The sequence below is a fragment of the Streptomyces sp. CLV115 genome (assembly GCF_038448545.1).
Lineage (GTDB): Bacteria > Actinomycetota > Actinomycetes > Streptomycetales > Streptomycetaceae > Streptomyces > Streptomyces sanglieri.
This window is the reverse complement of record NZ_JBCEWQ010000002.1, coordinates 1-13797: the sequence shown is the minus strand read 5'-3', so window position 1 is coordinate 13797 and position 13797 is coordinate 1. Positions and strand designations below refer to the sequence as shown.

Here is a 13797-nt window from a genome sequence, read left to right as displayed (position 1 = left end):
GCCGCACATGACCGACTCAGCAACCTCCGTACCGGAGTACGACGCACTCGTCGTCGGCGCCGGGTTCGGCGGCCTCTACGCCCTGTACCGGCTGCGCGCGCACGGGTTCAGCTGCCACGCCTTCGAGACGGGCGACGACGTCGGCGGCACGTGGTACTGGAACCGCTATCCAGGAGCCCGCTGCGACGTCGAGAGCCTGGACTACTGCTACTCGTTCTCCCCCGAGCTGCACGCGGAGTGGGACTGGTCCGAACGCTTCGCCACCCAGCCCGAGATCCTGCGCTATGCCCGACACGTCGCGGACCGCTTCGACCTGCGGCCGATGATCTCATTCCAGACCCGGGTGGCCTCGGCCGTCTGGGAGGAGGAGACCAGGACCTGGCTCCTGACCACCGATGACGGCCGCCGTGCCCGGGCGAGGTTCCTGGTCACCGCCGTGGGCTGCCTGTCCGCGTCCCGCGTGCCCGACCTGCCCGGTCTCGGCGGCTTCGGCGGCGAGGTGCACCACACCGGCCGCTGGCCGCACGCGGGCGTCGATCTGGCCGGCAAGCGCGTGGCCGTCATCGGCACCGGCTCCTCGGGCATTCAGGCCGTACCCGAACTCGCGGCGGAAGCAAGCCACTTGACGGTATTTCAACGAACGCCCAACTACAGTCTCCCGGCCCGCAACCGGCCGCTGTCGGGCCGGGAGAACTGGCGGGCCAAATCGGAGCTGGAGGAGTTGCGCACGTATGCCCGTTCCGGATTCTCCGGCTTCTACATCGCCTCCACCGGCCGCTCGGCCCTCGATGTGGGCGACGCGGAGCGCCGGGCCGTCTTCGAACGCAAGTGGGCCATCGGCGGGACCGAGATCATGTCGGTCTTCAGCGACATACTGACGGACGGGAAGGCCAACGAGCACCTCGCCGAGTTCGTCCGCGAGAAGATCCGGGACGCCGTGGACGACCCGGAGACGGCACGGAAGCTCGTTCCGCTGGACTACCCCATCGGCACCAAGCGCATCTGCGTCGACACGGGCTACTTCTCCGCGTACAACCGGGAGAACGTCGACCTCGTCGACCTGCGGGCCGAACCGCTCGTGGAGATCACCGAGAACGGCATCCGCACCGAAACCGGCGCCTACCCGGCCGACGTGCTGGTGCTGGCGACCGGTTTCGACGCCATGACCGGACCGCTCACCCGTATCGACATCCGCGGTTCGGGCGGCCGGGCCCTGAAGGAGCAGTGGGCCTCGGGACCGCGCAGCTACCTGGGCCTGGCGGTGGCCGGCTTTCCCAACCTGCTGACGGTCACCGGACCGGGGAGCCCGTCGGTGCTGGTCAACATGGTGCGGGCGGTCGAGCAGCACGTCGACTGGATCGTGGACTGCCTGCGGCGGCTGCGCGAGGACGGGGTGGACCGGATCGAGGCGCGGCCCGAGGCACAGGACTCCTGGGTCGCCCATGTCAACGAGGTCGCCGACACGACCCTCTACCCGCGCGCCGATTCCTGGTACGTGGGTGCCAACGTGGAGGGAAAGGCACGGGTGTTCATGCCGTACGCGGGTGGGCTCAACCACTACCGGGAACGGTGCGAGGAAGTCGCGCGGTCCGGCTACCGGGGCTTCGCTCTCGGTACGGGGGTCTCGGCATGAGGCGGGACACACTGAGGCTGGACGGGCGCTCCGTCGTCGTCACCGGCGCGGGCCGGGGCCTCGGCCGGGCCTACGCCCTGGATCTCGCGAGGCGCGGCGCCCGTGTCGTCGTCAACGACCTGGGGACGGCTGCGGACGGCACCGGGGGCCGGGACGCGGGCCCGGCGGCGCAGGTCGTCGCGGAGATCCGGGCGGCCGGCGGAACGGCCGTCGCGAGTACCGCGGACGCGAGCGGCGTCGAGGGGACGCGCTCACTGATCGCTCTGGCACGTGCCGAGTTCGGCTCGGTCGACGGGATCGTGGCGAACGCCGGAATCTACCGGCCGGGACTGGACTTCACCGACATCGACGAGGCGCTGCTGGAGCGGATGACGGCCATTCACTCCCTCGGCGCCTGGCGACTGGTACGGGCCGCCTGGCCCCACTTCACGGAGCGCGGCCGGGGCCGGATCGTCCTGGTCACCTCGTCGGCGGGTCTCTACGGCATGGCGGGGAACGCCGCGTACTCCCTGCTCAAGGCGGGGATCGTGGGGCTGACACGGACGCTGGCCGCCGAAGGCGCCCCGTACGGCATCCGCGTCAATGCCGTGGCCCCGGTGGCCTGGTCGCGGATGTCGGCGGCGACCGAGGGCGTCCCGCCGGAGGTGCTGGAGCGGATGCGGGAGGAGGCGCCGCCCGAGGCGGTCGCGCCGGTGGTGGCCGCGCTGCTCGCGGACGGGGTGCCGGTCACGGGCGAGGTGCTGAGCGCCGGGCGCGGACGGTTGGGCCGGGTACTGACGGGTGAGACCCCGGGCATCCGCTCGGCGGACGGCGGTCCGCTGCTCGCGCAGGACCTCACCGAGCGGATCGACGAGCTCCTGTCCGTGGACAGGATGGTGTACCCGGCCTCGGCACACGAGACTCCCTGATCTCTCCGGCCTCCCCGAATGGGGGCGCGGGTGGGGTGGTTCGGGTGGGCGGCAGGGGGCTCCCTCCCGCGCCGCCCGTCCCGGCACACGGGCTGGGGCCTCTCCGGCAGGGAACCTATGGGCGCCGCACAGGGCCGTACGGAGCCGGCGCCGGGTGGCGCGACTGTCGAGGCGGATGCCGAACCCTCCGGGAAGGGTGCTGCCCGCCCGCAGGCCCGAGGGCAGGCGTGAGGCGTCGAGCCCGTCGCACCGGGCGGCGGGAGTGCCCGGTTCCCCGGCCGCGAGAATGCCCGGTTCATGGCGCACCGACCACCAGGAGTGTCATGACGCGCCACGGCAGGGGATCCTCCCTCCGGCCGTGACCCCGGGTTCCGGTTCCGGCGGCCCGACCGGGCACACGCGCACCAGGCAGAGAATTTTGCACATCACGCAATTTTGCATAGCATGCACTTCATGAGTGCCGACAACACCGCCAACGCCGACGACCCGGCCCTCGGGCTGCGCGAGCGCAAGAAGCGCGCGACGCGCAACGCACTGGCGGACGCGGCACTGCGCATGGCCGCGGACCGCGGGATCGAGCACGTGACCGTGGAAGCGGTCACCGATGCGGTCGGCGTGTCCGTGCGCACCTTCTTCAACTACTTCGCAGGTCTTGAGGACGCGATCACCCGCCCCGCCCAGGACAACGCCGAGCGGATCCGTCGGGCGGTGCTCGACGCGCCGGACGAACTCACGGCGCTCGATGCCCTGCGCCAGGCGATCGGCCAGGAACTCGCCCACATCGAGGAGGACCACGAGCGCTGGGAGCTCCAGATGGCGTTGCTCAGGACCAGCCCCTCGCTGCTGCCCGGCTTCCTGGCCGCCCGGGGCGCTGACGAGCGCGCGCTGATCGCCGCCGTGGCCGAGCGCCTCGGCCAGGATCCCGAGTCCGATCTCCACCCCAGGCTCCTCGCACACGTGACGCTCGCCGCCGTGCGCGCCGCCGTCGAGCTCTGGGTGGCCTCCGGCCGTACCCGTACGTTCCAGAGCATCTACCACGAGGCGTTCGCCTCGCTGGCCGCCGGCCTGGGCGACTGAAGCACATTCGAAGGTCCCGCACCGGGGCCGTACACCCGAGAATCCAGAGAATGAGGAACGCCAGCCGATGAGCGCTGCCGTCACACCCGAAGCCGGCACGGCCGGTGCGCCCGAGGGGGCCGCACCAGCCATGTCGCGTCGTCAGATACTCCAGGCCATGTCGGGCCTGATGGCCGGCATGTTCGTGGCCATCCTGGCCTCCACCGTGGTCTCCAACGCGCTTCCCCGGATCATCGCCGACCTCAACGGCACCCAGTCCTCGTACACCTGGGTGGTCACCGCCGAGCTTCTGGCGATGACGGCGACCGTCCCGATCTGGGGCAAGCTGTCCGACCTGTACGACAAGAAGCTGCTGATCCAGCTGTCCCTCTCGATGTTCGTCGTCGGCTCGCTCGTCGCCGGCTTCTCGCACAGCGTCGGCCTGCTCATCGTGAGCCGTGTGGTCCAGGGCATCGGCGCGGGCGGCCTCACGGCGCTCGCCCAGGTCGTGATGGCCGCGATCATCCCGCCGCGTGAACTCGGCCGCTACTCCGGCATCTTCGGCGCCGTGTTCGCCGTCGGCACCGTCGCGGGACCGCTCATCGGCGGTGTGCTGGTGGACACCTCCTGGCTGGGGTGGCGCTGGTGCTTCTTCATCGGTGTGCCGTTCGCTCTGCTGGCGATCGTGCTGCTCCAGCTCACCCTGAAGCTGCCCACGGTCCGCAGAGAAGTGAAGATCGACTATCTCGGCGCCGTACTCATCATGAGCGGGGTCAGCGCACTGCTGCTCTGGGTGACCCTCGCCGGCAACCGGTTCGACTGGGCCTCGTGGCAGACCGCCGCACTGGTCACCGCCGGTGTGGTCCTGCTGCTCGCCGCGGTACTGGTCGAGTCCAAGGTCCAGGAACCGATCATCCCGCTGGACATCTTCCGCAACCGCACCGTGGCACTGACGACCGTGGCGAGCCTGCTGGTGGGCGTGGCCATGTTCGGTGGCACGGTGTTCCTCTCCCAGTACTTCCAGATCTCGCTCGGCAAGACGCCGACCGCCGCGGGTCTGATGAGCCTGCCGATGATCCTCGGTCTGATGATCTCCACGACCGTCGCCGGGCAGATCATCTCCGCCCGGGGCAAGTGGAAGGGCTTCCTGATCGCGGGCGGGATCATCATGACCGCGGGCATGGGTCTGCTGTCCACGATCAGCGCGGACTCCTCGTTCGGACTGCTCAGCGTCTACATGGTGGTGCTCGGTGTGGGCGTCGGGATGCTGATGCAGAACCTGGTGCTGGCGGCCCAGAACGACGTACCCGCCTCGGAGCTGGGAGCTGCGACCTCGGTGCTGTCGTTCTTCCGCAGCCTCGGTGGAGCGATCGGCACGAGCGCGCTGGGTGCCGTGCTCAGTCACCGGGTGGCCGGCGAGATGGCCAAGGGCTTCGGTGGGGCGGCGGACAACGGGGGCGCCGGCCACGGCGTTCCCGACCTCTCCAAGCTTCCCGAACCGGCCCGGGAGATCGTCGAGCACGCGTACGGGGTCGCGACCGCGGATGTCTTCCTGATCGGAGCCCCCTTCGCGTTCCTCGCCCTGGTCGCGGTGCTGTTCATCAAGGAGAAGCCGCTCAAGACGCAGAGCGGCATGGAACGGCTCGCGCAGGAGAACGCCGCTGCGGTGGAGTCGACGCACTGATCCCGAAGGGGCGCCGAGAGCGCCGGCCCGTACCGATCGGCCGATCGGTGCGGGCCGGCGCTCTCGGCCGTCAGTCGGTGGGAGAGACCGGCCGGGCGCCCGACGGCGCTCCGCGGCTGATTTTCCTTCCGGTGGAACGGTTGCCGATGAGCGCCTGCCGGATCTGCGCCGCCGTCGCCCGCGCGTGTTCCGAGGTGGAGATCGCCTCCGCCGTGGCGGGGACGAAGCGGTGGGCCGGCCGGCGGCAGTAGGGGCAGGGCGCTCCGTCGGCGAGGAGGTAGCCGTCCTCGCACGCCCGGTTCGAACAGCTGCCGGGGCATACGAGCGCCTCGGCGATCTCCTGGGGCGCCCAGCGGCGACGGTTCTCCTCGTCGCGTTCATGGACCGCGTGCGACCAGCGGTTGCTCCAGCGCCTCTCGATACGGTCGAGGAGCTGGGCGGCCGTGCGGTGCTTGAGCTCCTCGAACAGGATGTCGGGCAGGGTGCGTGGAACCCGGTGCCCGAGGGCCTGGAGCAGCGGCTGGGGAAAGCCCTGCATGATGAAGCGGATCGGGTCGTTGCCCGGGCTCTGCTTCCACTGCTGGCAGTGGCAGGCTCCCCCGTCCGGCAGCGGGCTGTGGCAGCGGGTGCACAGTCCGCGGCAGTCCACGCAGATCCCGTCGTTGAGCCCGTCCAGGTGCGACGCGGGCGCTCTGCCGCATTCGCGGCAGCAGGCCGCGCACGGCCCGCACAGCCGCTCGTTGCCCTGCTGGGTAGTCCAGTTCCGCTGCTGGCAGCGGCAGCACAGGCTGGTGTTGCAGTAGTCGCTGTGCTCGCCGTTGTGCCGGCCGAGGGGAGCGAAGGACATGATGCTTCCTCTTTTCGTGCCCGCGCACGTATTGCTCCGTACAGACTACGGGCTGCCCCGCGGTGGCCGGCGGACGAGCGTTCAGGCGTCCTCCTCGATGAACCGGCGCAGTTCCCGGGCGAGTGCCGCCGGGTTGTCCATGGGGACCAGCGTGCCGGCCTCGGGGATCTCGACGTATCGCCCCCGGGGCAGCAGTTCGGCCAGGCGCCGGCCGGTCCTGTGCGGCATCATCCGGTCCTCCGCGCCCCAGGCCACCAGTGCCGGCCGGTCGAAGTGCCGCAGCCGTTCGGCGGCCCGCAGATAGGTGTCCTTCCGGGTGGAGCGCAGAAAGCGGGCGAGGTCCGCGCGGACGGCCCGGTCGGTGAGCAGCGGCCGGTACCAGCGGCGCACCCGCTCGTACGGGATCCCGCGCGCCGTCATGCCGCCCAGTGAGCTGCGCATCGACACCAGGAAGGGCACCCGGAACGACTGGAGCAGCAGGAACAGCCCGCCCGGCACCCGGCTCGCCGCCAGCAGGGTGCGGCCCTGGACGCCCGGCGGGTAGTTGTCGAGGGCTTCGCAGGAGGTGAGTACCAGCCGGGCGATGCGCTCGTCGCGCACGCCGGGCAGGAGCTGAGCGGTACCCGCGTCGTTCTGGACCAGCGTGACCGCACGCAGGTCCAGCCGCTCCAGGAATTCGGCGAGCAGGTCCGCGACCCCCTGGGCGGACAGATCCGCCGACGGCCGCATCGGGTGGCGGTGACTGCCGAGCGGCAGGACGGGGACCACCACGCGAAAGTCCTCGCGCAGCTCCGCCACGATCGCGTCCCAGACCGATTCGTCGAAGGCGAGGCCGTGGACGAGCACCACGGTCTCTCTCGCTCCGTCCCCGGTGCCCGCATGGATACCGGTGTCGGCATCGATGTCGGTACTGGTGTCGGTGTACTCGATGGTTCCGGCGCTCAGTTCGATCTCCGGCATCGCGTGGCCTCCCCATGACCGTTACTTGATAGACCGATCTAGTGAGAGACTATCCGGCATGAGGACCACCGGCGACACCAGGCAGCGGATCGTCACCGCCGCCACCGAACTCTTCCGGCGGCAGGGCTACGCGGCGACCGGCATGAAGCAGATCGTCGCGGCGGCCGGGGCTCCGTACGGCTCGGCGTACCACTTCTTTCCGGGTGGCAAGGGCCAGCTCGGCGAGGAGGTGATCCGTACCTCCGGAGCCGCGTATCTGGAGCTGATCGGCAGTCTGTTCGCCGATCCCGAGGCGGATCCGGCAGCCGCCACCGCCGCCGCCTTCACCGGCGCGGCCGAGACTCTCCGGGAACTGGACTTCACCGACCCGTGCCCGATCGCCACCGTGGCGCTGGAGGTCGCCAGTACGCACGAGGGGTTGCGTCGCGCGACGGCGGACGTCTTCGCCTCGTGGGTCGATGCCCTCGCCGGCTTCTACGCCGGGGCGGGCATCGAGGCGCAGACCGCCCGGGACACCGCCGGTTCGGTGATCGCCCTGCTGGAAGGGGCCTTCATGCTCGGCCGCGCGGCCCACGACACGGCTCCGGTCCTCGCGGCGGCCAGGGCGTCCGCCGCGATCGTCCGCGATGCCCTGGGCCCGGCCGGGTAGCGTCGGCCCGGGCGGAGTCTTCCGGCCGTCAGGTGGTGGCCAGGAGCAGGCCTTTCTGCTGCCGGCCCAGCTGCTCGACACCGGATCGACCTGAACGTGCATCGCCCACCAGAGTGCGACCGGCACGGCTGTGCTGTCCGGTCCCCCGGTCTGCCTGTCTGCCGGTCTGCCACGACGTTCTCTCCTGCACACTGCGGGAAAGCCGGATCCCGTCGACCCGATCCACCTGGTGGGCGCGGACTGCGAGGCCGGTGCGTCGTGCGCGTCACCGGGCGTCCACCGCCGGAAGCGGCCGATGTCAGACAGGGCCGCGTCCGATTTCCGCCAGCACCGGGACGGGCGGCTGCGGATGCTGGAGCCATGACCACCACTTACGAGGTGCGGGCCATCGACCCCACCGTACTGAAGCAGCTTCGGGAGCGGGACGACGCCGGCCGTGCCCGGACGCCCGTCACCGATCCGGAGGGCGGTGCCCCGCTGCGCTGCTGTCTGCGGCACAGCGAGGCGGGTGAGCGGATCGTCCTCGTCTCGTACGCGCCGTTGCGGCGCTGGGCGGCAAAGACGAATGCCGAGCCCGGACCGTACGACGAGTGCGGTCCGGTCTTCGTCCACGCCGAGGGGTGCGACGGACCCGGTTCCGGCACCGCATACCCGGTCGAACTCCACGGTGCCCGACGGGTGTTGCGCGCCTACGACGACCAGGGACACATCCTCGGCGGGCGGCTGATCGAGATCCCGAAGGAGCGGGCGGCCGAGGTGGACGACGCGCTGCACGAGGTCTTCGCCGATCCGGAAGTGGCCCTCGTGCACGTCCGTGCGGTCGAGTTCGGCTGTTTCATGGTCGAGGCACGGCGCCGGTAGACGAGGCGGAGGGTGCTGCTCCGCACAGCCGAGCGGTCGGGCGGGCGAGTGTGTCCGGCCGTCCCCGCGGCGCGGGCGGCGGCCGAGGCCGTCACCCCGGGCCCGACAGCCGGAGTCATGCGCCTGCACCGCCGACAGCGCGGGCACATGTTTCCGGCGCCGCTGGGGGTGAGGAGCACTCGGGTCTGCGACAGCCTCGTCCGCCGACGCTGTGCAGTAACTCCGCCTCCCCAGCGGCACGCCCAGCCTGCCGCACGAAACGGCGCCCCGGCGTGCGTTGAACCGCAGGTCGGTACACGTATCTGTGCCGCCGGACCCGTCTCACCCCGATGGCGTCGGCATACGTACCGGCGAGGTGACCGAGGTACGTACGACTGCGGGGCGCGACCGTGACCCGTCCTCGCCCGGACCCGAGCCCGCTCGCCGCTCATCGGTCTGCCGTGGATATTGGGTGGCCGGTACGACCGCCGGTGGTGATGATCACGGCATGCATGTCTTCCTGGAGACCGAGCAGCTGGTGCTGCGCCCGTTCACCGACACCAGCAGCGACGTGGATGGTCTGTTCGCGCTGGACAACGACCCCGATGTCATGCGCTTCATCAACGGCGGCCGGCCGACAAGCCGTGAGGCGATCCGGACACAGACGCTGCCCCGGCTCCTCCACGACCATCCGTGCTTCGGCACCCGTGGCTACTGGGCCGCCGACGAGAGGGCCACCGGGACGTTCCTGGGCTGGTTCGCGTTCCGCCCGGTCGATGAGCAGAGCCCGTTCGTGGTCGAGCTCGGCTACCGGCTGAACAAGGCGGCCTGGGGCAAGGGGTACGCCACCCAGGGTTCACGGGCCCTGATCGACAAGGGGTTCACGGATCTCGGGGTGCAGCGGGTCACCGCGAACACGATGACGGTGAACACCCGGTCCCGGCGGGTGATGGAGAAATCGGGGCTGGCGTTCCTCCGGACCTTCGTCGAGGACTGGCCGGAGACGATCCCGGGCTCCGAGCACGGTGACGTCGAGTACGAACTCGTCCGGGCCGACTGGGAGCGGGAGCGGCGCCGGTAGCCGTCGCCGATGTGCCGCGCCGGCCGGCGGACCGGGCCGCCGGGAACCGGCGGCCCGTCAGCGGTTCGCCCTGTTCAGCGGTTCGTCGGGATCAGCGGTTCGTCGGGATCAGTCCGTGGCCGCACCGTCGTGGTCCTCGGACCGCTGCCGGGCGCGGCTGAACTCACCGGTGCCGACCCGGGCGGCGAGGGTGTCGTCGGGGCCGGAGAGCAGCGAGCCGTAACCGGTGGCGGCCCACAGGCTGCGTTCGGCGGGCACCTCGAAATAGGGGACGGTGCGGCCCCGGTCCCGGACCGCGAGCACCTGTGGCGAGCGGCGGGCGCGCAGGGCCTGGCCGCAGTCCTCGCAGACGGCGACGTCCACCCGCTCCCGGCGGCCGAGCGGGCGCCAGGTGGTCCGGCGGACGGCGGTGCCGTGCCGGGGGTCGAAGAAGCACAGCGGGAGGCCGGGGGCCGGGACCAGCGCGGAGCGTCCTTCTTCGACCAGGGCCAGCACTCCGACCAAGTCGGGGAGGCCCCGCCCCGCGTCCAGCACCCGGCCGGCCGCGTCGTAGGCGTCCAGGGCACGGCTCAGGCCCGGGGTGTCGGCGCCGTCGGCCTGTTCCACGGCCTCGCCCAGGGCGAGCAGCTCGGCGGCGGCCCGGAGGCGCATCCCCGCCTCGTCGGCGGCCTGGTCGGCGGCGAAGACGGCGTCGGGGAAGCTGAAGACGGTGTGCCGGGGCGAGCGGCGGCGGCGCATCACGAAGGCGGCACCGGCGACGGCGAGGACCAGCACCGCGACGACCGCGAGCAGGGTTGTCGAGCCGCCGCCGGAAGCGTGCTCCTCGTCCTTCGGTCGGGCCGAGTACTCCTTGTCGATCCTGGCGGTCTCGGCCTCGTAGACCTCGGTGCCGTTGCCGGCCTTGATCAGTTCCACGGCCTTGGCGACCCGGGCGGCAAGGCCGGCGTCGTCGAGTTCCCTGAGGAAGCCGACGGCGGAGACGGCGTCGCGGGTCTGATGGGTGTCGGCCGGCCACTCGGTGCCGGTGAGCCGCTTCCCGTACTCGTCGGTGGTGATCAGGATCAGCTTCTGCTCACCGAGCCGTTCCTTGACCACCGCGGCGAGGGTGCCTGCGTCGCCGTCGAAGGCGTCGCCCTTCTTCAGGGGGACCAGCACCACCTTGATCGGCAGGCCGGTCGCGGCGATCCGGTCGACGAGGGCCTGCTCCTGGGTCGGGTCGACCGCGGCCGCATACGACGGGTCGACGTGGACGGGGTCCTTGGCCAGCGATTCGGCGATCGTCGCGGCGGTCGGTCCCGTACCCGCGGTCTCCGCCCGGGCGGGGGCGCCGGTGCCGAGCAGAGAGGTGCAGGCCAGCAGCAGCGCGGTCAGCAGTCCGGCGCCGCGGCCCCGGAGGGCGCCGACCTGGCGGAAGCGGCTCGGCCGGTCACTGCTCGGGGGGTTGCTGGTCGGGTGGTTGCTGGTCGGGTGGTTGCTGGTCGGCCGTTCGCCGGTCGGGCGGTCACTGCTCAGGTGGATGCTGGTCGGCCGTTCGCCGGTCGGGCGGTCACTGGACACTGGCGGACTCCCTGGCCCTGAGGATGAGTGCTTCGAGCCCTTCACGGGCGGCCGGCAGGACCTGCCCGGCCCCGTCCCAGGCGGTCCGGGAACGACTGTCCGCGCCAGGCAGGCTCAGCAGACGTTCAGCGGCTTCGTGTTCGCGGGCGGCCCGGTCGGCGGTGCTGCGGCCGGCGCCGCTGCCGCGGAGGGCATGGTGGCAGGCGGGACACAGCCGTGCGGACCTGGGGCCGATGCCGATGTCGGCGAACCATCCGGGGACCTTGCCCCCGGTGGCCGCGCCGTGCAGCGGGTTGAGCCGGCAGAGGCCGGCGTCGGGTTGCCCCTGGAGTGCGGCGAGCCCGGCCCGGGCGAGCACCGCGACGGCGGCCAGGTTGCCCGCCTCCGTGGTTCCGTCCGGGTGCTCGTCACCGGAGTCGGCCAGCAGCCCGGCGGCGTCCAGGCAGTCCCAGGCGCGGGCGCGGCCGGGCGCGGCCTGGTCGGCGGCGGCCAGCCGCCCGGTGAGTTCGCGGACGTCGGCAGTGGCCCAGGAGCGCAGTTGCCGGACAGACGGCAGCGCTGTGGCGTGCCCGGGCCCGGAGTGCTGCGCCGGCGAGGGGTCGGCCGCGCCCGCGCGGCGGGAACGCAGCACGGCCCGGGCGACGGCGATCACCAGCCAGGCGATCAGCAGCAGCACGCCCAGCAGCATCGTTCCGAGCATGAGCCCGGGGCCGAAGTCGCTGCTGAACAGGGCGGGCAGCCGATTGTCGTGGAGCGGGGGAAGCTCGGTGTCCTGGGGCGCCGAGTCGTAGCCCCTCTCCGGCCGGGCGGCGGCGACTGCGTCCAGGGTCTGCTCCAGGCGTGGCACCACCCGCAGGTCGCCGTCCCTGCGGTACTCGGGGTAGCTGACGCCGGACGGCAGACGCCTGAAGCGGCGTGAGGAGTCCTGGTCGGTACCGAAGGTCTCCAGGTCGATCCGGCCGGACACCGGATCGATCAGCACGTAGACGCCGTTCTGGCCGGTGCGTTGGTGGACCCGGGCGAGCAGGGTGCTGCTGACGCCGCCGCTCTCGTCGTCGCTGCCGGTCGTCGTGGCCAGTACGTGAACCGGGCCCCTGGGGGCGAGTTCGGCGATCCGCTGCCGGATCGTGGGGAGGTCGGCGGCGGTCAGCACGTACGCGGTGGACGGGTCCTGGTAGACCGGCCCGTCGGCGAGCCCGGCGGCTACTTCCTCCACCCGCGCGTTCAGGTCGTCCTGGGTGACGTCGAGATACGGGCTGTCGACGGTCTGCGGGAAGACGGTGGGCGCGGCCAGCACCACGGCGACCGCGGCGGCCACCGTGGCCACCACCGTCACGGGAAGCACACCACGTCGGCGGTAGGCGGGCCAAGTGGTACGGGCCGGGGCCTTCGACTTCGCAGCGGCCTTGCCAAAACTCTTGCCCGAGCCCGCACCGGACCCCTTGCCGGACCCCTTGCCCGAGCCAGTACTGGACCCCTTGCCCGAACTCGCACCGGACCCCTTGCCCGAGCCCTTCCCGGACCCCTTCTCCAGGCGGACGGCCGGGGCCCGCGAGCCGGTTGCCTTCTGCGGGCCGGTCGGCTCCGGCCGGTCGGAGCGGCGCCGGGAGAGCCGGATGCCGAGGGCCAGGACCAGGCCGGGGATCACCACCACGGCCAGGCCGAGCAGCAGGTTCTGGTTCTGCCGGTCGGTGGAGCTGATGTACAGGTCGGGCGAGCCGTCCTCGTGGTAGCGGTCGTACAGCTCGTCGGCCCTGGCGGCGGCCCGGTCGTGGCCGGAGGCGATCGCGTCGGCGAAGGACTCGAACGCGGCGAGCGGGCCGGCCCCGTGCGGGGTGCCGTACAGGGCGATACGGCCGGCCTCCTCGACCGGGACGTCGACGCCGAACGCGGAGGCGGTGATGCGGCTGTGGTCGCTGATCAGCACATACAGCCCGTCCTCGCCGAGCCGGTCGTGCACCAGGCCGAGCAGCGTGGCGTCCCCCGCGGGCAACGCCAGCACATAGGTGGGCACGCCTGTGCGCTCGGCGAGGGCGGCGATGTCCGGGGCGAGCGAGCGGGGCAGTCTGCGTGGACGGTCGGCCGAGACGTAGACCGGGTTCCGGCGCAGCTCCGCGGCCAGGCGCTCGGACTGGGTCGCGCCGTCGGCGGGCCGGCCGCTCGGCGTGGTGGTGGCGGTCACCCCGGGCGTTGCCGTGACGCCCGGCACGGTGCCCGGTTCGGCAGCGACGGCCGTTCCGGCGCTGCCGAGCAGCACGAGCGACGCGAGTGCCGTGCCCACCCGGGCCCCGAACGTCCCGCTCCGCCTCCGTATCCCTGACAGCGTCCGCATCGGCGCCTCCCCTGGTTCGGCCGGTCACTCTACCGGCGCAGGGTTCCGATGCGTACGGATACCTCCTGGTCCGGGCGGCGCGGGGCGGTCGGACCGACGGCGGCAGGGGCGGCCCGGCGAAGACGGCCGGGGTCGGGGCCCGGCCCTCTTCGGTCCGGCCGCCCCCTCTCTTCGCCCTCTCCGCGCCCCCTCTTCGCCCCGGTCCGTCGTCGTAGCCCGGGGGGGGGGGGGGGGGGGGGGGGGCGGGGGG

Annotated in this window: 11 protein-coding genes; 7 read left to right on the top strand and 4 right to left on the bottom strand. The window is 72.1% G+C overall.

The features are described from left to right. Window positions 1-7 precede the first annotated feature (7 nt). The 4 genes from AADR41_RS00735 to AADR41_RS00715 all read left to right on the top strand — a co-directional run bounded on the left by AADR41_RS00735 (window position 8) and on the right by AADR41_RS00715 (window position 5281). Window positions 8-1633 (top strand): flavin-containing monooxygenase, encoded by a 1626-nt coding sequence (locus tag AADR41_RS00735; protein ID WP_342279386.1) that lies wholly within the window; start codon window positions 8-10, stop codon window positions 1631-1633. After that, window positions 1630-2541, top strand: coding sequence for an SDR family NAD(P)-dependent oxidoreductase (locus tag AADR41_RS00730; protein WP_342279385.1), 912 nt, complete (start codon window positions 1630-1632; stop codon window positions 2539-2541). Before AADR41_RS00735 ends, AADR41_RS00730 begins: the two co-directional genes overlap by 4 nt. Before the next feature lie 453 nt (window positions 2542-2994). Beyond that, window positions 2995-3618, top strand: a complete 624-nt coding sequence (locus AADR41_RS00720) for a TetR/AcrR family transcriptional regulator (RefSeq protein ID WP_342279384.1) — start codon at window positions 2995-2997, stop codon at window positions 3616-3618. A 67-nt stretch (window positions 3619-3685) separates the two neighbouring features. Continuing rightward, window positions 3686-5281, top strand: a complete 1596-nt coding sequence (locus tag AADR41_RS00715) for an MDR family MFS transporter (protein WP_342279383.1) — start codon at window positions 3686-3688, stop codon at window positions 5279-5281. Between the two features lie 70 nt (window positions 5282-5351). Here AADR41_RS00715 and AADR41_RS00710 read toward each other — a convergent pair whose 3' ends face one another. Continuing rightward, the gene (locus AADR41_RS00710) at window positions 5352-6128 is read right to left on the bottom strand and encodes a hypothetical protein (RefSeq protein ID WP_342279382.1); all 777 of its coding nucleotides are present in this window, start codon (window positions 6126-6128) and stop codon (window positions 5352-5354) included. Between the two features lie 81 nt (window positions 6129-6209). Next, a complete protein-coding gene (locus tag AADR41_RS00705; protein ID WP_342279381.1) occupies window positions 6210-7088 on the bottom strand; it encodes an alpha/beta fold hydrolase in 879 nt (292 codons plus the stop codon). A 58-nt stretch (window positions 7089-7146) separates the two neighbouring features. Here AADR41_RS00705 and AADR41_RS00700 point away from each other — a divergent pair, with 58 nt between their 5' ends. From AADR41_RS00700 to AADR41_RS00690, 3 genes are all read left to right on the top strand, one after another. Next, on the top strand, window positions 7147-7737 hold the full coding sequence (locus AADR41_RS00700) for a TetR/AcrR family transcriptional regulator (protein WP_342279380.1): 591 nt from the start codon (window positions 7147-7149) through the stop codon (window positions 7735-7737). Between the two features lie 360 nt (window positions 7738-8097). Beyond that, window positions 8098-8598 (top strand): DUF1203 domain-containing protein, encoded by a 501-nt coding sequence (locus AADR41_RS00695; protein WP_342279379.1) that lies wholly within the window; start codon window positions 8098-8100, stop codon window positions 8596-8598. Between the two features lie 487 nt (window positions 8599-9085). Continuing rightward, the gene (locus tag AADR41_RS00690) at window positions 9086-9658 is read left to right on the top strand and encodes a GNAT family N-acetyltransferase (protein ID WP_342279530.1); all 573 of its coding nucleotides are present in this window, start codon (window positions 9086-9088) and stop codon (window positions 9656-9658) included. A 108-nt stretch (window positions 9659-9766) separates the two neighbouring features. Here AADR41_RS00690 and AADR41_RS00685 read toward each other — a convergent pair whose 3' ends face one another. Beyond that, entirely contained in the window at window positions 9767-11215 is a 1449-nt protein-coding gene (locus AADR41_RS00685) for a hypothetical protein (RefSeq protein ID WP_342279378.1), read from the bottom strand. Then, on the bottom strand, window positions 11205-13547 hold the full coding sequence (locus tag AADR41_RS00680) for a hypothetical protein (protein WP_342279377.1): 2343 nt from the start codon (window positions 13545-13547) through the stop codon (window positions 11205-11207). Before AADR41_RS00680 ends, AADR41_RS00685 begins: the two co-directional genes overlap by 11 nt. Window positions 13548-13797: the final 250 nt, after the last annotated feature.

Bases quoted from the DNA above. Each gene is read 5' to 3' on its own strand.
- AADR41_RS00735 (WP_342279386.1), top strand. From the start codon at position 8: ATGACCGACTCAGCAACCTCCGTACCGGAGTACGACGCACTCGTCGTC.
- AADR41_RS00730 (WP_342279385.1), top strand. From the start codon at position 1,630: ATGAGGCGGGACACACTGAGGCTGGACGGGCGCTCCGTCGTCGTCACC.
- AADR41_RS00720 (WP_342279384.1), top strand. From the start codon at position 2,995: ATGAGTGCCGACAACACCGCCAACGCCGACGACCCGGCCCTCGGGCTG.
- AADR41_RS00715 (WP_342279383.1), top strand. From the start codon at position 3,686: ATGAGCGCTGCCGTCACACCCGAAGCCGGCACGGCCGGTGCGCCCGAG.
- AADR41_RS00710 (WP_342279382.1), bottom strand. From the start codon at position 6,128: ATGTCCTTCGCTCCCCTCGGCCGGCACAACGGCGAGCACAGCGACTAC.
- AADR41_RS00705 (WP_342279381.1), bottom strand. From the start codon at position 7,088: ATGCCGGAGATCGAACTGAGCGCCGGAACCATCGAGTACACCGACACC.
- AADR41_RS00700 (WP_342279380.1), top strand. From the start codon at position 7,147: ATGAGGACCACCGGCGACACCAGGCAGCGGATCGTCACCGCCGCCACC.
- AADR41_RS00695 (WP_342279379.1), top strand. From the start codon at position 8,098: ATGACCACCACTTACGAGGTGCGGGCCATCGACCCCACCGTACTGAAG.
- AADR41_RS00690 (WP_342279530.1), top strand. From the start codon at position 9,086: ATGCATGTCTTCCTGGAGACCGAGCAGCTGGTGCTGCGCCCGTTCACC.
- AADR41_RS00680 (WP_342279377.1), bottom strand. From the start codon at position 13,547: ATGCGGACGCTGTCAGGGATACGGAGGCGGAGCGGGACGTTCGGGGCC.